This is a genomic window from Bradyrhizobium yuanmingense, from assembly GCF_900094575.1.
GTDB lineage: Bacteria > Pseudomonadota > Alphaproteobacteria > Rhizobiales > Xanthobacteraceae > Bradyrhizobium > Bradyrhizobium yuanmingense.
This window is the reverse complement of the sequence record NZ_FMAE01000002.1, coordinates 499483-519689: the sequence shown is the minus strand read 5'-3', so window position 1 is coordinate 519689 and position 20207 is coordinate 499483. Positions and strand designations below refer to the sequence as shown.

Here is a 20207-nt window from a genome sequence, read left to right as displayed (position 1 = left end):
TCCTTCCGATGCACGTCAGATCAAGCTACCGAGCTGTGACCGCAGGACCTGAGACTTGGATGGCAGCAAAGCCAAAATTAGAGCCAGTCCTCTCCGAAGTATTACTGCAAAAGGGCAGCTGAAGCCGGGGCATATAGGTATGCCGCCAATCACATATGTTCTCGGGTCCACTCCGCTTCAAAGCGATTTTCACGGGTTCTGCCTGGCTAATCAGTATATGCGCGACGATCAACGCCGCGCCGATTGGAAACGCCAACCGCTGGAAGCGGAGGTGCCTCATTCGATCGAGAAGCAACATACCCGCAAGTATGATGAGAGGATCGGTGAAAACGACATACTCTACCTTTAACCCTCGGCGCACACCCAGCGAGTCGATGGCGATGGCCGCAAGCATTAGGAGGCCCGCCTGATACGTTACTTGCTTCTCTCCATGCCTCCAGGCGTAAACGATCCCAGGGATCACAAGCCACGTTAGGAATACGGCAGGACGAGGCGAGGAATGGAGGATAAACGTGTAGCGTCGTAGGACCCCGATGAGTCCAGATAGGAGCAGTCCGAATGCGCCGAGAGGACTTCCGGCGGCATCCGGTAGATCCACATAGACCATCATCTTCTCGAGTGGATTGAGGACTATGACCGGGTCCTCGGGGGCGTACTGGATGTTGAGCGCCAGCAGGGAGAGTGAAGCTCCGGCAGCGACGGCGCACATCGACGCTACGGTTTCCGGGATACTAACCTGCCAGAGCTTGGCGAAGCTGATCATACAGCCGTAAATCCAGCCAAGTAGGATGATCTGATAAACGCCGAACGTGCCTAAAAGTAACGGTTTAAGGCCGGCAGCAGATGCTACTGCAGGGTCGAAGCCCTTGGAGATCAACGGCCATGCTAGAGCTAGGCCGCCAGCCGCGGCCAGCGCCGCTATAGCTGCGGCTGGCCACGCTGTTGATCCAGATCGCCAGAATGGGGCGCTCGCGCTCGAGGTCGTTCCGAACGGCAGGGCCAGAGCCGGTAGGGCTCCCACGAGCAAGATTGCATGAACCTTGTTCTCGAGTCCTAGAACGCAAAGTGATGCCGCAGCCGCAAGCCCGAGTGGTCGCCAGACCATGCCACGGCGTGCGACGATTATCAGGATCATTAACGCCAGGATACAAAAGCAACCCGCGATCATCTCGCTGCGCAGCGTGCGCATATGCATTTGAACGCCACCTGAGATGGCGAACGCAAATGCCGCGCAAGTGGCAATTCGGTTATCCGATACTATCCGGCGGGCTAGTGTTGCGAAGCAAAGCACTAGTGCGCTGGCTGTAAGCACTGCAAGTATTCGCCCCGCGCGAACCGCACTGGTCATTGCAGCATCAAACGCACTGCGATCAGATGGCGACGGAATAGCCGAGAGCGTCCAGGCATCGAGTAGATGAAGCTCATGGAGCAAGCGAAACCAAGTCTGGACCGAGAGGATACTCAAGTAGGCGGGATGGTCGAAAAATGACCGGCTAGCACCATCGTTGAGGGCAAGCGCGCTGTAGATCACCATGAAGTCCATGTCGGCATTACGCCAATAGACCACGTAGTACCCGCAGAGAAGGAAGGAGAGAAAGGAAAACGCCAAGATGAACGCCAGCCCGCCGCGCCAACCGAACGGCGTCAGGCGGTCGAGGGCATCTTTGGTCATCCACCTCCTGCCGATAGAGGCGAGCGCTTTGTAAGCAGGCCAGGCCCTCGCAAGCGAGTCGGGCGGCAACTGTTCAGACTTCAAAAGAGCCTCAAGATTCCGTCTCAAATTGCTTTGATCTTAAAAAACGCAAAGGCAACCATCTGGAGTAACATCCACCCGTGACGGAAACGCGAGATCTGAGTTTCTCCATAGCTTCTTGCCACATAACGAATGGGAAGATCCGCAGATTTTAGGTTGAGTTTCGATGCTCCAAAAATCAGATCAAAATCGCCAAATGGGTCGAAGTCGCCGAAGTAGGTCCGGCCCGCCTTCAGCCGGCGAAAATCGCTGCGGCGCAAAACTTTGGTGCCGCACAATGTGTCTGTGTAGCGTTGGTTAAGCAGCCAGGAGAACAAATAAGAGAACACCTTGTTCGCGATTAGATTAAGGAAGCGCATTGCGCCCTCGTCCATCGGATAGACCAGGCGTGAACCATTGACGAACTCGGCCTTACCCGACCGGATCGTCTCATAGAACTTACCAAGCTGCTCCGGTGGCATTGTCAGATCGGCATCCAGAATCATGAGGACGTCGCCGCGCGCAATCTCGAAGGCAGAGAAGACAGCATCGGCTTTTCCCTTGCCCGGTTGCCGGACTGCCTTGATGTCCTTTCTTGGAAAGGCCTGCTTGACCCGCTCCATCTCTTCGAACGTGCCATCTTTACTATGACCTTCAATGAAGATGATCTCGATATCCTCGCAAAACTGCGAGATCCTCTGCACCGCGGGTTCTATGTTGCCTCTTTCGTTGCGCGCGGGGATTACGATCGTGACGGACGTAACGCCTTCTCCCTTACAACGCAACGAACGTGCAACGAGGTAGTGTCTTAGCGACAGAGCTCGAACGCCAGGCAGTACGCTCAGGAATCTATTCACAAATCGACCGAGTCCGAACACAGAAACGGGCGAGAGGAGCCGTTGCTCGGATTTGACGGGATCAAAATCTGCCAGCCAGGAGAGATGGCGTAGATCCGCTGGCGAAAGCACATTTTGCTCAGGCTGCGGCATCCGCAGGCCAATAGCCTCAGCCGCTCTTAATGCCGGATACCAAAGGTGCGAGAAGTAGCCGATCACCAACCGCGTCTCTCGGCTACAAATGGCATGCAAACGATCGAGAAACCCTTGGCAATCGTCCAGAGAGCCGATCGTATCCAACACGAGGATGAAATCGAAAGGCCCCTCCACCTTGGCCAAACTGGAGGGGTCCTCTACGTCGGCCTCAATGAAAATAAGGTCGGGATGCCGTTGCCGAGCAATGCAAAGCTGAGCCGCACTGAAGTCAATGCCGATGCCGTAAGATGGTCTCAGCGAGCCTAATGTATCTCCAATACCGCACCCGATCTCAAGAACGCGGCTTCCAGGCGGAATGAGGAAGCGCAGATAGCGTTCATCTTCGCGATGGAAGAAGGCTGCCTTCTCGCGCCAATCGGCACGCTCGCTGGCGAACCTGTCGGCATGTTCGAGGATCGCAGCTCTTCGCGGCGAGCGGTTGATCTCTGTCCCAGAATAGCCCGCGCACGGCACGGGGAACCGTTCAAGTTGCGCAGCGCGCCCCTGTCCTTCCAGCCCCATCTAGACCCTCTTTTCGCTAGCCCCCTAGCGTTTTCGGGCACTCGATTTCGACGAAGTCCTACAAGGCTGTCCGCCATATCTCCTGCCCGAGGGTAGTCTACAACCCCGGAGCGTTACCGCAAGCAATGATTGCGTTCGCCGTCTCCTACTAAAGGTCATGTGCTACAGTCCTCGTCAGGGGAGCGGAGAGCAAGACCCAGTCCGACTTTAGGCGGGAGTAGGGCCGCTGGAATTACGGGCGCTTCCTAGCCTGCTTTCGGATGCTTTGCGTCGTCCCTCCGATTTTTTCCTCATTTAGGTATCTGAGAAACTCTGGAGCAAGGAGCTTACTCCCAATCAGGACGAAAGCGTCGACCGCAGCAACAAGCAGCTTGACGTCTAGACCCTTCGCAGAAGCGGCGACAAGAAATGAAAACGCCACCAAATAAAAGATCGTCACAAGTAAAAGAATCAATCCAAGAAAGCCGAGATCGAGCGCATCCTGCTCTGTTTCAGCGTGATATGCGCTGTACCAGAAAAACAAGACGATCACGGCAATAGTAATGACAAACGCTCCGCCTAAGCCCATTCCGAACCACTGCCAAGCTTCCCTTGAGAGAGCTTCTGATTCCAACGTTATCATTTGACTACCATTAAGCGCGACATGTGCGGACGTGCGATGTCAGCTCGGTCGCTGAACTCGCGATCCCACGAATTGGATAATCTCAGCGGCTGAGTAGAGACCCGCCGTAGGAGGCGTCGTAAGCGGCAGCTTCAGCACTCGAACAAATACGTCCTGGCCCGGCTTGATGACGGTGTCCACGCTCCCCGGAGAAGTCGTGGTGAAGGCCTGATTTCCGACGAGCGTAGTTGTGCTGGAGCCAGGTGTGACAATGGTCGAGGCTCGGCTGGCGTCCGCGGCGCTCACGATCTGAAAATGCGTTCCGCCGGCGGACTGAGTCGTTTCGGCCGCCTTCAACAAAACGTAATCCTGAACGGTTGCGGCGCCCGTATACGCATTACCTCGGGACTGAATGCGCCATGTGTCCGCAGTGATCTGCTGAGCAGCGACGCCGCCGGTAAATCCCATCTCCTGGTACTTGGTAGCGCACCCGCTCAAGACGGCGAACAGCACCAAACATCGCAACACGCGCATCACCCAGCCCTCCCCAACGAGTATCCAACCGCAACCAGCAGGCGAGATCAAGAGGGAGGGCTTAGTATTTGGAAGGGGTCACGCTTCGCCCTGCGCGATGGAAAGGTCCTTCATCTGCCGGACCAATGCCGTGAGCCGCCTCCGCTCCGCAATGTAACTCGCGGAATATCGGCCGTGCTTGAACGCATTCTGGTTGCCCTTCGGAGCACCCGGCGAAAGACCTCCATGCATCCGGCAGCGGCCGTTAGGCATTGCCGGCGACTGGCAGGGCTTCCCGTTCCTGCGCCTCGTTCTCGCACCGCACCGGGGAGCGTTCTGCATATCCAATAGCATGGGGTTGAGCCTCCAAATTCTTCATAGACCCCCCTGGGGTGACCTGTCCGACGATCGCTTGGCCGCCCTGGTAGACGTGCACATGCTCGACGACGACCTTTTGCTGACCCTTGCCGCGGTATTTCGACAGCGCTGCGGCCTGCTCGGCATTGGCCTTCGTCAGCTTGGCTGCCAGAGTGAGGTTCATCTGCTTGCCCTCGACACTCTGGTCAGGGAGCATCGCTCGCCGATAGCACTCCATGGCAGCTGCGTGAGACGCGAAGAGCTGGGCTGCCATCATGCCCTCGATCGTATCCTTCGGGTTCACTCCCGCCATGAAGGCGAGAATGGCCGTCCTCTTGTCGTCCAGATCCTTGCCGGGCTGCGGATTGCGTCCGTACCAGGCGGTACTGATGACCTGATTGCAGAGCATCAGATTCCACTGGTCTGACTTGGACCCACCCAGATGCTTCAGTTCAGGTACGCTGGTGTCGAACTCATCCGGAGGAGGGCAATAGGCAACGTTTGCCTTGGTCTCTGGTGCCGATGTCGCTGATACCTGCTTAGCAGGGGCAGCGATTTTCTTGACCTTACGTGCCACGATCAGATGATCCTCAGAAGATAGTTCAGGACGATCGTGGGCTGCACGTTGCTGTGCGCTCCTCCGCTGGTGTTGTTGGAGGTCGCAGAACCGCTCATCGAGCCGCTGACAGAGACACCAATGTTCTGGTTCGCGACGCTGCCTGCTAGGGTGAACCCGCCGCCGCCAGTGGTGCTGGTATTTTGCACAACTAGAAAGCTGTTGGTCTGGCCGGTCAGCGTGCCGCTGGTCGAAACGGTCGATGTAATAGAGGGAATTTGTGACGCGGTCAGTGTAACGCTTTGAGCGCCTCCGGTCTCTCCAAGGACATCGCCAAATCCAGATGTTATATCGGTCAGCCGACCGGCAGCCGAGCCGCCCATCGTATCGACACCCGCCACGACGCGCCCGCGAAGATCGGGCACGTTAAACGTGGTCGAGCCATCCCCGCTCCCATAGGTCGTGCCCATCAGCGAGAAGGCAGCGGGATAGGTCGAGCGGCTGATCGCCTGCCCATGGGGCAACACGAAATTCGAATTGGGCGCGGTCGCTCCCGCATAGGGCATGATGCCGCCAATGGGCACATTGTACGGATTGCCGTAGAAGTTTTGCAGGTAGAAAGCCGCATCGCTGCTGTTGTAGACCGCAACGTAGGGAGTGCCCTGCACAATAACACCAGCCGGGAGTTCGACGGATGGAGCCGAGCGAAGCGGCTTCGCTCCGAGACCGTCAACGTTGAGTGTCACGGTCGCGCCATTTGTGGCATGCGGCGTGAAGCCAACCACCTGCCCGTTGAGGCGGGCCAACGTGTCGAAGCTCTGGAAGGTCGATAACGTGTAGGCCGTGCTACTGCCCCCCGTGACGGTCGCGCCTGCGATGTCATCGGCCCACTTCTTCGTGGAGGCCATCATGGCCCGTGCGCTGTCGTTCACGCTGCTGGGCGCCATGCCCTCAGCCCACGACAGACTGGGGTCATAGGTCGCGTTGTTCGCCGCCGTCTGGGACCACCATGCAACGCCGGTCATGCGTGCTCCTGACACTTGGCAATGACGGGATAGGTCCGCACCACGATGCCGCGCGTGGAATCCAGGCGAAGGGGCAGCGGCTTCAACCGCCAGTGCTTGGCGGGGTCGAAGGGCTCGGTGTCCTCGTTCTCGATCGGAAGCCAAGCTGCATCGCCGCCAACGCGGTCAATGTCGGCCTTGGAGGTCTTAAAGCTGGTGGTGATCAGCTCGCCGCCCCGGACCAAGCAATACTGCTGCTCGCCGAGAGGAGAGCCGCCGTCCGCCTGGAGGCGGTCGACCAACGCTTGTCTGATGTAGTCCGATTTTGATTGGCAACGCTGGCTCGCGGCCCTGTCGATCGCCTTTGACAGGTTCGCAGGGGCACGAAATTGGATCAGTTGCTCGAATGTGGCGGGGTCGTCCATTGATCGTCCTCATGCAGATTGCATGAGATTGTCAGTACGAGGGTTGACCGATCTCTACCATGTCAATGCTGCTGATCTTGCGGACTTTGCCGCTTCTGTGCCGTCCTCGCGCGCGTATTGGTCGCGAAACTATAAGCAAAGGGTTTGCTCCTGGGGTGCAAGCGACAGTGAACCCTTAGAATCGCGAGGTCCGCTATGGCTTGATAGCTGGCCAATCGTTCTCCCCTGCAGGGTAGCTAGTTCGACGGCGCTTTGGATTCGATATCATCGGGGAACGAACGCGATTGCCGCGCCCGTCCCAGTACTTCCCCAGCAGCCGACTTAACGGTCACCTCATATTGGTAGACACCGGGGTTGCAAGGTCCGAACGTCCGAAGAGCGCCAGCCGCAAGGATGCCGTTCTTTGGCAGGGGCACTTCCTGGCCGCCGTATTCGTGATCAGCTTGGGTAAGCTGCACAAGGATTGAAGCCGCTCCCTGCGGAACGTCCTTAAGTCGGATTTCTGGATTATCGAAGAGGCTAACGCAGGGCCTTGAGCTTAGAAACGAGAAGCTCATTGTCATTCCTGCAATAGCCTGCCGCGAAACAATGCCGTGCTGAGGCTGCTGTCGCGCCGCCGTTTGGGCCGCTGCCGAGGTGGCCCAGATCAGGACCAAACATGTGACTGAAATTGCTCTCATTGGCTTCGATAGCACAGGCCGAGAGACGAGTCTTGGGCCTGATCTCGGTTGCGTCCCGGTCTACCCCTCACAGCCGACGTCTAGGCGGCGGGCGGCCTTGGCCGCCACGGGCCAAGAGGCGACATCGACTAAGATTGCGAACGGAGGGCGCACCTAGTTGCGCGCGCTCCCGCGGCACTTAAAGGCCGCCTTATCATCTTCTAGCAATTCGATTGCGCATCGGATCATCGCCAAGCTAAGCGCGTCCATTTCCGGTGCTATCAACCTGCGGAACTGTTCAATCTCGTTGTTTATCTGGTCGCACTTTTTGCACATATGCATCCAGCGGCTTGCGGGCGGGAGCAACCAGCTCTCAGCCGATACGTAGCCTAGGGATCCGAAAAGGTGATTAAGCTTAAAGCTATTCTCACAGCGGCGTTCCTAGAAAGCCAAAGGAATCGGGATCAGCCCCTTGACGGTGCGCGCAAAGAAAAACGCCGCCCGCTTAAATAAAAGCGCAGGCGGCGGATTAACAGCCTCGGGAGGGTGAGAGTAAAATCCCGATAAAGGTTGGTCTTCTCGTGGCATGCTGAAGTTCATCAGGTCGGACAAAAGCGAGGCCCAAATTCAAGATGGCGGCTGTAGTCCCGGCGAGGTCAGCCACTTGTTGACCTCTCCGGCAGCATCGATCTGCCTGGCCTTTCGCAGAAGCTCCGTGCGGCGGACGCCAGCGGGCATCCCCTTCGCCTGTAAGCGGAGGTTGATCGCCTCCTGCGCGAGGCGGTATTCGAATGTCAAGGATTGTCCTGGGGACCGTTGAGTCGGCATGTTTGACGCTCCGCTTGGGGTTGAGCGGGAGCGCAATTTGCGTTCACGCCACCGATAGATGCTGAGGGCCGCTCGATGGTAGTGAGACAGTGCGCCTTTATTTGCCCAATAGCGAGCGCTTTGTTTCGATTCTGGCGGGAACTATCTGCAAGCTGCAAGCCGAGAGAGTTCGCCGCCGCCGAGCGGCCTTGCCACCATTCGGCAATGACTGTTCCCGATGCGGTGAATGCCAGGGGGCATCCCGTTGCAAACTGGCCCCGGGGTTTCGCAGCTGGCTAGATCACTCGTCGCCCCCCGATCTCTGGCTAGAACGATCAACGCGGTCCGCTCGAAATTCCGCAGGCCCTTCAAGCAGACGCTGCTTTCTCGTCGATTGAACCTTGGAGCTCGCGGAGGCGTCTGCTCTTTCATCTATCACCGTGCCAGCCAGGTGAAGAGCACGCTTTCGCTGGCGGCCCACTCGACGACCTTTGGCGTCCTCTTTCGTCATCCTACTGGCCCTCTGAAGTTGGAGCTATTTGGAATGCACCGGCAACCATGAAACTCAGCAACCACGGCAAATATTTTTTAACTTCGCTGAGGTGCGAGCTTCTTCCGCAAGGAAAGGGTCCTTTTCGACCGACGATGAGTCGGCACTGGTCCCGGAGGGCTTCCTCGCTTTTGGAGGAAAGGCTGCGTCGTAACAGGAGAGGCGCGCGCTGGTGCTTTCGATTGAACGGCAGTTCGGCTCCGCCGCGAAAGCCGACGCTGCTGCACCGAACACTGATGCAAGGAAAAGCGCGGCCTTCCACGTACCTGTTCTAGCCATTGTCATGCTGAACGTCCTTCCTATTTGATTCCTCCTCGAGAGGATTTGCCGGGCGATGTTCCGAAAGGGGGCTAGGACCACTACACTCCATTGCCGGGTGTCAGGTCCCTGCTACTTCTTCTTTGCAGGCCTGAAATCCGGCTGCCAAACGGCTTCCTTGCGGCTCGGCGCCGCCGCGATCACCTTGGTCTTTTCCCTCTTCGGCTTCTTGGCTTCGCGATTGCCACGTTGCTGGCCCTTCGCCATGTCGCTCTACTTTTCCGGTTTGAGTTCGTCGAGTTCGTCCGGCTGCAGAACCCGTCCACGCGGGGTGCAGACCCTGACGTCCATGTAGCCTTCGCGCAGCAGCTTCCGTGCGAACCGCAGCGCGACTGCCGCACTGCCGCGGCCGAGATTGGAGCTTCCGTATTCGTTGGTCCCACTGACCAGATACGGCACCCGGGTTGTCCTAGCCATTGAGGATGGCGGCTCCGCACACGAGAAGCAGTAGAAACAACGGAACGATCACCGGCGGCACGATCCATTCGGAGATACGAAGACGCGACATCAAATGCTCCTGCGGGGCCTTCGGCGGGAGCACACGTGACCCTCAGTCACCGGTCGAAGCCGTTGAGATGTGCGGTGATGGCAGCGAGCCTAAGCCCGTGCCGAGTCAATAGCGAGCGTTAAATGCCGCGCGGGCGATGGCTCCGCTGTGACATCTTTGTTTGCCGGCGGGGCCCGATAGTGCTGGCTATTGCGGCGCGAAGGGCGCATGGTCGCGACCGCCAGCATCGGTTGGGGCTTCACTTGCGAAAGGCAGGCGTGCATGACCATCCGCTCGCGGCGAGAAACCGTCCACTTCAAGCGCCCGTTCCGTATCCGCGCCATCGAGCGCCTGTTGCCGGCCGGCGCCTACGAGATCGTCACGGACGAGGAGACGATCGAGGGCCTAACCTTCTCGGCATATCGCCGCGTTGCCACGATGATCACCTTGCCCGCCGAAGGTGCGTGCGGCGTCACGGAGATGTTGTCGATCGGCTCGGTCGATCTTGCGAACGCGCAAGCGGCGGACGCGAGCGCCGCCAATGACTGACCACCCGGTCGATCTCGATAAGCATCGCGGCATGGCCGCGCAGAAGGTCACCGACCTGCGCCGCGCGCTGGCCGAGGTCGAGAACAATGTCCGGCAGCTGCGGGAGCGCGAGGCCGATCTCGAACACCGCCTGATGACGGTGCCCGCCGCGTCCTGGTCCGAAGCCGCAGTCAAGGCGCGCTATTTGCTGAACCTCTATGTCGCAAGCCTGCCGGTGGAGGACACGCGCCACCGCGCGCTGGTCTCCGCGCTGTTCGATGATTTCGCCCGGTTGTCTGAGGAGAGCTGAGGCAATTTCCGGCCGCTCGGGGCGCCTTACGCGCGCAAGATGCGGAAGTGATGCCGGGGGCGGACTGCCTGTATCGGTTGAGACCTGCCTCGCCGAAGGCATGGCGAAGGTGGGACAAGGGATCGAACCGACCGCACAGGAGTTCGTAAATGCCCCTCACCAGCAGCCGCTATATCGGCCTTGAATATGACCGGATGATCGTGCTGTTCTCCATGCAGGACGGCCCGCGTGAGATCGGTTGCGCAATCTCGACGACCGCAATGGACGATCTTGAACGCGGTCCGAAGGTCGCTCCCGAGCACCGCGAAGCCCAGTTCGCCCGCCTGCGAGACCGCATCGAAGCCTGCGCCGCGAGCAAATACCGTGCCTGCGAGTTCGAAGGCATCCCGCCCGGCATCGTGCTGCGGAGCATTGATTTTAGCAGGTAAGGGACATTGGCGACCCCGAGCGGACCGACAATGCACTCCCTCAGGGCTGGCCGCCGCTCCCGGCCACTCCTCTCAGAACATTGGCTCGCGATCCCGTTCTCCGGGATGGATCAAAGGGCCCTCCTTTCTATGTCCGCAGTGAATGCATACGAATTGGGTCGGCCAATTGCCTCGTCGCGGTTAAGAGATCGTGTGCAGAGGCATCGGCCAGTTCTTGCACCTCGGGCATCGAACAAGGGTCTGGTCAGGCGTCACCATCGGCGGAGACTAGCTCGCAATGAGACGTGGCGTGTGAACCGGATCACAAGTTCCGCGCTCGCTCCTCTCAGGTCAGTCGCGATAGCCCTTGCACTTGGTCTCTTCCTTGTACTCGCCGTGCTTGCCCCATTTGCGCTCGATCTTGCAGGGGCCCCGGCGGTACTCTTGCGTGTATTCGCGATCGTAGTTGTAGGCCCGGTAAGGTCCACGATCGTAGCCCCAGCGACCCTTGCCGCTTTCATCCTTCCAGGGATCGGCAAAAGAGGGCGATGTGAGCAGTCCAAAGCTGACGATCACCAGAAGGTACTTCATCGAGCTGCTCCGCCTGAGGTAGGAGAGGCACCAGGTCGCGGGCAATGGGGGATGCGAGCCGGTGACTCGCCTGGAACGCGGTGATTTCCGCGCTCGGGAAAACGTGGCAACCGACCTATGGGTTCCCGGTCTGCGTCCCCTTCGCTCCCGCAGGACGGAGAAGTGGGCTCCTGCAATTTCGGACAGGGGATGAAGGTGTGATTGCCAAGAACAACGACGGGATGGGCGCGCGCAACAGCGCCTCTGAGCGGGCCAACTGTTCGCGCGATCGTGCGATCATCTCTGCTTCGTATGATGCGATAAGCCGTCGACGTTCGACGTAGTCGCTCATGATCTTGAGCGTGCTCAACACAGCGCGGCTCCCTTTAGCAGCAGCGGGAGCGCGAACATCTCTCAGCCACCGGCGCCTACGGGCAGAGCCTAAGCCAGTGATCCAAGAAAACTAACACAGATCAATTTGGTTCCACCGCCAGAGACAGAGTCCACTCTCAGGGGGACGCCCACCACTCTTCAGGAAATGGCTCCAGCTCGGTTTGCGCGTGCTGTCGGCTTTCGGCTCGACGGCGATACTCGTCCGCCATCTCAAGCAGAACCTGCTTTGCGCGGGGCTCGCCTGTTAAAGTAGCTTGGGTCCGCGCAAGTCGCTCGAGTCGTCGCGATTGCTCGGTCATTCTCGCGAATGTAACGAGCAAGCTCGATCGGTGCATTTAGCTGGGATAACGGAACCGTCCTCTCCCTCAGGGTGCCGGTTCGCTCTCCTCAAGAGGGCCCCAGCGCCATCGAAAGAATCGCGAGGAGACCGATGGCGGCTATTGCACAAGCCAATAGATGCATCATCCACGTAGGGCGATTACTGAACATTCCCTGCTCCTCCCGGTGCAGCTCAACGTAGGCAATTACGTGGGTCGGGAGGCTGTTTGATTTAGATCAAAGTCCATGTGTCCCGGCAAACCCGGTCCGTCCACTCGTCTTAGGTGTGCCTACCAAAAAGCACCGCGAGGAGTGTGGCGCAAATCAACGCTAGCCAGAGCAGCATCACCACGAAAGAGGCGAAGTGCCAATCTACGTCGCGGCGTCTGGCTTGCATTGCATCTCCCCCGGGGAGCGAGTGTCGGTGACTCAGCGGTCCTTGTCGGGCTTCCCATTGGGGCTGCCGTCACCGCCGCCATTGCCTTTGCCGTTGTTGCCGCGAGGGCCGGCAGGTCCGGCGCCGGATTTTGCAATGGGCCGTCGTGAGAGACGTCGAGAGCAGGAGCGTCATGGCGGGAGGAGTCACAGCGGCAAACCTGCCGCACGTCTTGAGAAATTCGCGGCGATCGTCATCCTGGCCGGGCATGGCGTGGACCTCCTATAATTAATCTATTAAATCAGTTTATATATAAATTAAATAAAATAAAACTTGTTAAGTTCCGTGTCGCTCGCTCATTTTTGTCCGGGAGAACGGCAGGCGGGCCGCCTCGAACCAAGACAATCCCAGACGGCGGCCCGCACTCGCGGCAGCCGGGGCAATGGGGACGGCCGCTAGCAAGCGGGTCCAAAGTTTGAGTCTACCCTACGTGTACTCTCTAAACTGTAGGCTCGATGCCAGTGCACCCCCTCGGGCCGCGAGTCCGCTCCCTGTCAACCGCTCGCTGGAGCGAGAGGGTTTGCAAGAACGTTACGCGTGCGGGCACGGCGTCTGGTTGAGTAGCTGAGACACGGCTGTCACGACCTGGGCGGGCGCGAATGGCTTGTGCAAAAGGACGCTGTTCGGCACGCCGTGAGAAGGCCACTCGTCTGCTGCGGCCCCGGTCATGTAAATCACCGGTACGTCTGGATTAAGCTCTCTGGCGCGTTTGGCAACGTCCCAGCCTGATAGCGAACCGCGAACGTTGATATCGGTCAATAGAGCGCGGTGTTTGGTGCTATCTGCTTCGAGGAGCTGAATCGCTTCCTCTCCTGACGAGACAACCTGCGTTGCAAATCCACCGTCGGACAGGGCATCTCGAACCATATCCTGGACAAGAACCTCGTCTTCCAGAATGAGGACCAACAGCATTTCGCTTTGCACCGGCCCCATCCTTATTGCGCGACACCGCGGCAGAACAGATAAGTGCAAAATTGAACAAAAGTTCCGAACCGGAACCGGCGCCCACTCCCCCCAGGGATTCGTCAAGGCTTCGAAGCTAGCAGCTTTCCCGTCTTACGGTTGACCAGGTGCAGGCGGGCGCAGGCCGGGCAGGCAATCTGCGTATATTCGACCTCAGAGGTCGCACTGCTTTAGTCCAGCTCGCACTGGACCTTCATGGCTGTTGCCGGGCAGGTGAACAGGATCTGAGACATGCTGCTCAACATAGGGCGGTCAGCGCCGCCCGGCTTGATTTAGCGCAATCCTCACGCCCCTTCAGGGCTGGGCACGTGGCGGCGGTTCGAGCCGCTCGATCTTCTGGTTGCCCTGCCATAGCTCGATCGCGTCGCCATCCACGAGCTGCTTCACACGTTGGCGCGCCTCTTCAACATTCTCGCATAGGAGATCGATCCGGCTGGTGATGTGGCCCTTCTGATCGAAGATATAGGCTCTGTATTCTTGCACCTGCGCTCCGGTCTGCGCCGCCGTTCCCGCGAACATTTTAGAACGCCTCAAAAGAGTGAGTCTAGCCCGCCCGTCCACTCCCTCGCGGGCAGCAGAGACCTCGAGGCGGTTATCGGATGCCAGCAATGGCCGGGAGGGAGGTCTGCGAAGGGCCCAAAAGCTGCCTTCGCAGACGGTCTGCGCGTCCGGTCACCTCCTGAAAGCGGAAGATTTCGGTTTAGGCAGGCCGAAGCGCTCGAAGTACCGAGCAACTTCCGACCTCGAGTGGTCGCCCGCATGGTACGCAGCGAGCGCCGCCATATCGCCATCCAAGAACATCGCGAGAGCGACCTGGCTCACAATCCAAACGCCTCCTCCCACGCGCCGGCCGAGACCATGCTGCTGGCACCAATTCCGGATCGTCGTATCGGACTTACCGGCCCTCTTGGCTGCCGTCGCCAGGCTAATACCCTCCCGAGGATCGTACGGTGTGAGCACTCTCCATGTGGTCTCATCAGCCGATTGCATGCTGACCTCCGCACAGAAGTACGGCGCCGGACATCGGCTTCCGCCGATACGTCAGTGTAGATCCGGAAAGCCGTCGTAAAGCCGCCGTCCGCTCGGTCAACGCGAAGACAGTCCCGCCTCCAAGCAACATCACCAGTCCCATGACGTCGTATCGGCACCCGGGCGCGACGGCGTGAACACCGAACAGATCCAAGGCGGTCCAGCCGAGATCGCAAGCCGCGCGATCCCAACTCGATAGGAAGCAATCAGCGTCTTCGACCACATGGGACCAGCGATCTGCGCCGGCCCACTCGGGTGCTTGCATTCGTTTCAGCTCCTGCAGAATTGCATGCCACCCGGCTGGGTTGTCCTCGAAGACTTGCGCGTTTCGCCTCTCTTCGAAATGAGTGGTGGCAGTGGGGACACTGGGGACACCCGGCGTAACCGATTCAAATTCCGATGTTTTTCTGTCCCCACTCACGGGCGGGGACTGTCCCCACTCGTTTTTGAGTGGGGACACGATCATTTCGCGAGTGGGGACAAAATAGTCCTTGTGCCGCAGTGACTTCTCGGAAGTGTCCCCACTGCCACCACTGTCCCCACTCATTTTCATGAGGGCCACGATGTCCCGGGAGAAGGCTTGCAAGTCATGCTTCATTTGCATCCTCCAGGAAGGTCGAGCGGACATGGTAGAGGCGCATCTTCCCGTGGTCGGGGACGCGAACTGACTTCGCCGAGTGGGAGCCTTCGCCCTCGATGTAGCCCTTCTGCCTCAGCGTCGCTGCTACGCGCCGCGGGTCGAGACCGGCACAGATTTCCTTCCAGGCCGTGGTGGTGACGTAGAAGTCCCAGCCATCGCCCATCTGCTCCCTGAAGCCGGCGACATCGCGCGCCTGCATCCCCTTGGGCGCGTTGTCCTCCCACGCGGGGATGAAGCGCGACATCCCGTCCTTCAAGAGGAAGGTTCTTACCTGCTCCATGCCCGCGGCGGTCTCTGCGGCTTCATGCCCGCCACGCGCTGCGAGCCATTGTTCGAAGCACAGGGCTGCTGCCTTAACGGCGTCTCCCCGCGACCAGGGCAAGATCTCGTACAGCGTCGCGATCTCGCCGCCGGCAGCGATGAGCCCGAACCGCTGAGCGACGCGACTAACCTGCCCGTCCGCTCCTGCCGGCACATAGGTGTCGCAGAAGTTCTTCACGAGATCCTTCACGATCTTCCGGATGTCCTCGATGTGCGGAACGATGGCCGCGAGATACTGCCTCGCGGCGACGCCGTAGTGCTGCTGCGTCGCGGTCTTCAGGTGAACCGCGAGGGCGTCCGGCGAGGTGAACCCGTGCAGCTGTTCAAACATCCCCATTCCGGCGCCGGCATCTGCCGACACGTCGACGATCCTGATCTGCTGACCGGCTGCCAGCCGCTTGCCGCGGCCGTCCTCAGCCACCTTATCGGAGAGGCCGATTTCACCCGACGACAGGAAGAGGACGCGCCACTTCGCCGCCCGACGGGCCGAGCCGTCGCGCGTGCTGCGGGACTTACCCGAGCCGTTCGCGAGCATGTAGGCTGCTTCGCCGGCATCCTTCGCCGCCAGCTGGGACAGTTCATCCAAGCACAGCAACGTATCGCAATGCGCGAGTGAGACGCCCTCCAGACCGTTGGCCGTCGATCGCCACGAGCGGATGTAGCCATTGGTATCGCCGCCGCCCCAGACGCTGCCGGCCACATGCAGGGCCGTGCTCTTGCCCGTGGATGAGGCGCCCTTGAAGTGGACGCCACCACCCTCGGCTGCGCACGGGCTCACCAGCGGCCCTGCGAAGGCAGCGGACAGCGCCAGCACGAGCCGGCTGTTGCCGACAGCGTACCTAGCTACGTTCTGTTGCCAGCTCTCCAAGGTACCTGCCTGCCGGAACGGGTGTTCGTGGGCAGACGCGCTCTGCAGCAGCAAAAGGTCTCGATCGTCAACGGCGAAGCACTCGTCTGGCATGACGAATGAGTTGCTGTGCCAGCCCACCCGCTGGGTAGCCCTGGCCCGCTTCGGCGATCTCACCTGAAGCAAGAATGAGTTGAACAGGTTGCGAGCGGTGTTGCTGGGCGAGATGAAGAACCCGCCATCCATCAGGATCCGGCGCGCCTCCGAGCCGTCGCCAGCCAAGGTCGCCCGGGGCAGCGCGAACTGGTGCTCGCGGCCATCGTGATCGCGCCAGCGCAACAACACGCCCCAGCTTGCGCCATCGGTGTCACGGGTCTCCGCCACGACGTCGAAGTGGCCGGCAACCAGGATCGCAGGCTTGTCCAGATCGTCCGGATTGCTCCACATCAGACCCCGATCAGAGAAGCTGTAGCCGACCGGCAGGGCCGACTTCTTCTCGGCCCGGGCCTGGATGTGCTCCTCCTCCTGGCTCATCTCTTCCGTCGAGGGCTTCCATTCAACGGTCGTGCGCGCCCTCTCCTCGAGATCTTGGAATGAATGCCCGGCTTCGAACCAGTCGGAGACGTCCTGCTTTTTCTCCAGTTCTGGGAAACGCACAACCCGGACGCTCTCAGCGACGCCGAAGGCGAGCGCCGCCTTTGCATCGGCGTGATCCGATCCCTCGTCATCGTTGTCGGCCAGGATCACGAGATGCTTGCCTGCGACATATTCCTCGCAGCCCGCCGGCAACCCATCGCCGACGCCGCCGAACGTGACGGCGCAGCCGCCGCGCTTGCCGACAGAGTCCACGTCTTTCTCACCCTCGGGCCAGAAGACGGTGGTCGAGATGTCGAGATCCCCAGTCACGTAGGGGACGGATTTGTAACCATCGGGCTTGCGATACTGCCAGCCCGTGGTGCCGTCGACATCTGCAACGCGATAGGCGTTGAATGCCCTCTGCTCGCCCTTGGTCATGATCTTGATGCGAACAGGCACGCCGCCGCACTTGTAGATGTGGCGTCGCTTCTCGCTGTCACGCGGGCGCGGCCCCTCGTCACCCGCCACCATGAAGCGGGGCTTGCCGTCCTCATCCGGCTTCGTCCGCGCGGGGAGGACAGGCGCGTCTTTGACCTCGGCCGGCGTCGCCGCGATGTTCGCGGTCGCCTTGGGCTGGGGATCACACATGTTCCCGGTCAGGTTGGCCGTACCCGTGGGCTGGACGTTCAACATCGACGCGAGGTCGCGCGCCGCATCCAGCTTCGACTTGCCGTCGAGGTACGCCTTGAGATCGATGACGTCGCCGCCCTTGTCGCCGGTGGCGAAGTCGCACCAGACGCCGCTCTTCAGGTTGACCTTGAAGCTGCCCGGCTTCCCGTCGTTCCGAGTGGGGTTTCGCGCAACCCACTCGCCGGACTCGCGCCGTCCGCCGGGCAGCAGCTTGGGGATCACGAAGTCCAATGCACTGAGGGCCGCCGAACTGACAGCCTTGAAATCGACGCGCTGGGCGTTGTTGAAGCTATTCATGATCGTTCCCATTAGCGGGTCTCTCCCGCTGAAATCTTTGCGGCGCGCCAGCACTGGGCCGACATGCCGGACACGTTCTTGCATCGCGTTCCGTCTGGCTCGATCTCACCTTGCAGGTGGAGCTCGGAGACCCGCGGCCTGACACTCAGGAAACTGATCTCGAGGCGAGCGGCGATTTGGTCCGGCGTGAAACTTGCCGGATGCTCCGATCGCAGGAACTCGAGGACGCGCTCGCGAACGGTGGCGGCACGCTGCGTCAGCTTCTGCGCCGCCTCGCTGCTCGGACCGACGGCTTTAAAGCCGGGGCTGTCGGGATAGCTCATTGGCGCACCTCGCTTCCAAGACCCGCCAGGTTGGCGATCAGATCAGCGAAGGCCGGGTGAACGCGGTAGCGACGGGCTACGAACAGGCCGGCTTGGCTGCTCGGCTGCAGGATGGTGACGCGCCATGAGAAGAGCGGCAGGTCAGAAACCGATTGAGATTGCTGGATGCGTTTGCTATGTCTTTTCATACTACGATTTCCTAGAAGCCCGGTGCGCACGATCGAATCCGCCAAGATACGGATCGTGCAGCCGGGTTTTCTTTTGAGGGATGGTGTCAGGCGACGGGGCGAACCTCAGAGGTCGATCTGACCAACGGTCCGATCTTCCTCTGTGCCCAAGCGTCGAGGCCTGAGACGGGGTAAAGCGGGAAGCGCCCGGCGAGCCGAAAGGGCGGTCCTTCCGAGCTAACGCAAGCCAGCTTCGCCAATGTCTTGGGTGAACACGGGACGTTATACGTCTCGACGATGTATTTGGCTGCTTGGGCGCGCCGCAGTAGGCGTTCAGGGTTTTCTCTCATTGGGGCCTCTCATCAACCGAGGGGAATCCTCGTCATCGATGCGAAACCACTCGCATGGCAGGCGAGCTAAAGTCCGCTCAGAACCCTGCCAAAACCCATCATAACCGCTCAGCCCAGGTTATGATCAAAGCTCATCCAACCACTTCTTGACGTAACGACTAACGGTCGGCTTCTTCAGTTCGATCCCCTTAAAGGCCCAGGCGTCCAAGATCGCGACGGTCAATTGCTCCTTTGAGGGCAGGCGTTTATTGGCGCGGGCCGGTAGACCCCGCTCCTTGATGATGGACATGGCGTAGGACTTGATCGCGTCCCAGTCGTACTCGGGCGGCCTCCCACCCTTGTCGGGCTCCTTGGCCTCGACATCGGCCATAGGCCCCGTCCCCGAATAGTACCAATCAGAGAAGGAATCCTTATCGATAAGGATGGATGCCCAACCAGGAGCCGCGGTAGCCGGCGCATCATCAACCCAAATGAAGCCATCATCAAACCACGCGATAGCGTCGTCCTGGTCCCAAGCCTTGGAAGGGTACTCCACTCGTTCGCCGGTCTCGAACTGGAGAAGCGATTTCAGATCACCCGCCAGCAGCGCCTCTTTGACCACGCCCTGGCACTTTTCGTAACTGGCGAGCCGCTGCGCTATTGTATCGTCCGGCAGATTGCCCTTTCGGTCGCGTAGATTGGCGACGATATCGTCAAGTATCTGGCCCAGATTCTTGTAATGGTTCACTTGGCCCAAGTTCTCATAGGCCACGATCTCGTTCCTCGTCATCTTTCCGGTTCGCCAGATGTCGCTGTCCAATTCCTTAGCAATCAGGAGCACAGCCTTCTCTAGGGCGTAGTATCCTTCCGGAACTGGTGTAACTCTGGCGTTCGGACGCTGAGACGATCGCGATGGAGGCGGCGGAAAAGCACTCAGCACTTCATCTCGCAGAACACGGACGTCGTGCCACTCGACTGGAAAGGCTGGATGGCGATGGACGCTCATCTCGCCGTACACATTGTCTGAAATGACGAGATCGGCCCATTCAAGAGTCGTGATTTGCTCACGCACAGTGGAGCCGCGTCGCTGCCCGGAAGCTTTGAGCGTACCCAATTGCAAGGATCTTAGAACGATCCTACGGACCTCATCGAGCGATCGAAATGGCGAAGGTAATGGCGCATGGCCATTCTCCTTGGCATTACTCGCGGCAATCTCAGAAGCGAAATGCGGAAGCCCTGAAGGGAACGAGTGCTCTCGCCGAGACAATTCTGGCGACGAATCAGAAAGTGCGTCAACCGCAAACGGGCTTCTTGTTTCCACCCACGCCAGAACCTGGCCAAGATTCCAGAAGACATCGTCAAAGCCGACAAGATCGTGAGCATTCACGATCTCGCGAAGATACCATTCATAGTCCGCCATGCGCTCCTCCGCTTGGAGCATCCGCAATGTGGACGACGCGGCAGGCCGGTGCGGACCAGCTTTTCGGGAGCTACCCTAGCC

At 59.6% G+C, this 20207-nt stretch carries 21 protein-coding genes and 1 pseudogene; 3 read left to right on the top strand and 19 right to left on the bottom strand.

Translation table 11 applies throughout. The features are described from left to right. Positions 1-25 precede the first annotated feature (25 nt). The 10 genes from GA0061099_RS07545 to GA0061099_RS07485 all read right to left on the bottom strand — a co-directional run bounded on the left by GA0061099_RS07545 (position 26) and on the right by GA0061099_RS07485 (position 9492). Positions 26-1672, bottom strand: coding sequence for a hypothetical protein (locus GA0061099_RS07545; protein ID WP_074447661.1), 1647 nt, complete (start codon positions 1670-1672; stop codon positions 26-28). 104 nt (positions 1673-1776) lie between these two features. Continuing rightward, the gene (locus tag GA0061099_RS07540; protein ID WP_083235090.1) at positions 1777-3285 is read right to left on the bottom strand and encodes a glycosyltransferase; all 1509 of its coding nucleotides are present in this window, start codon (positions 3283-3285) and stop codon (positions 1777-1779) included. Between the two features lie 232 nt (positions 3286-3517). Next, positions 3518-3907, bottom strand: coding sequence for a hypothetical protein (locus GA0061099_RS07535; protein WP_074447612.1), 390 nt, complete (start codon positions 3905-3907; stop codon positions 3518-3520). Positions 3908-3946: 39 nt separating this feature from the next. Next, entirely contained in the window at positions 3947-4420 is a 474-nt protein-coding gene (locus tag GA0061099_RS07530; protein ID WP_074447611.1) for a CC0125/CC1285 family lipoprotein, read from the bottom strand. Between the two features lie 78 nt (positions 4421-4498). Beyond that, positions 4499-4741, bottom strand: a complete 243-nt coding sequence (locus GA0061099_RS42725) for an HGGxSTG domain-containing protein (RefSeq protein ID WP_083235089.1) — start codon at positions 4739-4741, stop codon at positions 4499-4501. Beyond that, on the bottom strand, positions 4665-5333 hold the full coding sequence (locus tag GA0061099_RS07520; RefSeq protein ID WP_225148446.1) for a hypothetical protein: 669 nt from the start codon (positions 5331-5333) through the stop codon (positions 4665-4667). The genes GA0061099_RS42725 and GA0061099_RS07520 overlap by 77 nt, the downstream gene beginning before the upstream one ends. 2 nt (positions 5334-5335) lie before the next feature. Further along, the gene (locus tag GA0061099_RS07515; RefSeq protein ID WP_074447609.1) at positions 5336-6337 is read right to left on the bottom strand and encodes a phage tail protein; all 1002 of its coding nucleotides are present in this window, start codon (positions 6335-6337) and stop codon (positions 5336-5338) included. Next, a complete protein-coding gene (locus tag GA0061099_RS07510) occupies positions 6334-6741 on the bottom strand; it encodes a hypothetical protein (protein ID WP_036027504.1) in 408 nt (135 codons plus the stop codon). The genes GA0061099_RS07515 and GA0061099_RS07510 overlap by 4 nt, the downstream gene beginning before the upstream one ends. Positions 6742-9147: 2406 nt before the next feature. After that, positions 9148-9282: a hypothetical protein gene (locus GA0061099_RS42720; protein WP_275945346.1), complete on the bottom strand. Its 135-nt coding sequence runs from the start codon at positions 9280-9282 to the stop codon at positions 9148-9150. A gap of 6 nt (positions 9283-9288) precedes the next feature. Next, entirely contained in the window at positions 9289-9492 is a 204-nt protein-coding gene (locus GA0061099_RS07485; RefSeq protein WP_225148448.1) for a hypothetical protein, read from the bottom strand. A 352-nt stretch (positions 9493-9844) separates the two neighbouring features. Here GA0061099_RS07485 and GA0061099_RS07480 point away from each other — a divergent pair, with 352 nt between their 5' ends. The 3 genes from GA0061099_RS07480 to GA0061099_RS07470 all read left to right on the top strand — a co-directional run bounded on the left by GA0061099_RS07480 (position 9845) and on the right by GA0061099_RS07470 (position 10828). After that, positions 9845-10111, top strand: a complete 267-nt coding sequence (locus GA0061099_RS07480; RefSeq protein WP_036027549.1) for a hypothetical protein — start codon at positions 9845-9847, stop codon at positions 10109-10111. Then, positions 10104-10400, top strand: a complete 297-nt coding sequence (locus GA0061099_RS07475; RefSeq protein WP_036027509.1) for a hypothetical protein — start codon at positions 10104-10106, stop codon at positions 10398-10400. Before GA0061099_RS07480 ends, GA0061099_RS07475 begins: the two co-directional genes overlap by 8 nt. Positions 10401-10549: 149 nt before the next feature. Beyond that, positions 10550-10828, top strand: a complete 279-nt coding sequence (locus GA0061099_RS07470; RefSeq protein ID WP_036027511.1) for a DUF1488 family protein — start codon at positions 10550-10552, stop codon at positions 10826-10828. A gap of 330 nt (positions 10829-11158) precedes the next feature. On the opposite strand, the gene GA0061099_RS07465 is transcribed toward GA0061099_RS07470, so the two are convergent. The 9 genes and pseudogenes from GA0061099_RS07465 to GA0061099_RS07415 form a co-directional block, all read right to left on the bottom strand. Further along, positions 11159-11398, bottom strand: a complete 240-nt coding sequence (locus GA0061099_RS07465; RefSeq protein WP_036027512.1) for a hypothetical protein — start codon at positions 11396-11398, stop codon at positions 11159-11161. Positions 11399-12517: 1119 nt separating this feature from the next. Next, positions 12518-12734 (bottom strand): annotated as a pseudogene (locus tag GA0061099_RS42040) (hypothetical protein). Between the two features lie 321 nt (positions 12735-13055). Continuing rightward, on the bottom strand, positions 13056-13457 hold the full coding sequence (locus GA0061099_RS07455) for a response regulator (RefSeq protein WP_225148449.1): 402 nt from the start codon (positions 13455-13457) through the stop codon (positions 13056-13058). 324 nt (positions 13458-13781) lie between these two features. Continuing rightward, the gene (locus GA0061099_RS07450) at positions 13782-14006 is read right to left on the bottom strand and encodes a hypothetical protein (RefSeq protein WP_050996022.1); all 225 of its coding nucleotides are present in this window, start codon (positions 14004-14006) and stop codon (positions 13782-13784) included. A 457-nt stretch (positions 14007-14463) separates the two neighbouring features. Further along, complete coding sequence (locus GA0061099_RS07440) at positions 14464-15114, bottom strand: hypothetical protein (RefSeq protein ID WP_074447605.1); 651 nt, start codon at positions 15112-15114, stop codon at positions 14464-14466. Beyond that, entirely contained in the window at positions 15104-17899 is a 2796-nt protein-coding gene (locus GA0061099_RS07435) for a DUF927 domain-containing protein (protein ID WP_074447604.1), read from the bottom strand. Before GA0061099_RS07435 ends, GA0061099_RS07440 begins: the two co-directional genes overlap by 11 nt. Next, positions 17899-18210, bottom strand: a complete 312-nt coding sequence (locus GA0061099_RS07430) for a hypothetical protein (protein WP_074447603.1) — start codon at positions 18208-18210, stop codon at positions 17899-17901. Before GA0061099_RS07430 ends, GA0061099_RS07435 begins: the two co-directional genes overlap by 1 nt. After that, positions 18207-18398, bottom strand: coding sequence for a hypothetical protein (locus GA0061099_RS07425; RefSeq protein WP_074447602.1), 192 nt, complete (start codon positions 18396-18398; stop codon positions 18207-18209). The genes GA0061099_RS07430 and GA0061099_RS07425 overlap by 4 nt, the downstream gene beginning before the upstream one ends. A 453-nt stretch (positions 18399-18851) precedes the next feature. After that, positions 18852-20126: a hypothetical protein gene (locus tag GA0061099_RS07415; protein WP_141697566.1), complete on the bottom strand. Its 1275-nt coding sequence runs from the start codon at positions 20124-20126 to the stop codon at positions 18852-18854. Positions 20127-20207: the final 81 nt, after the last annotated feature.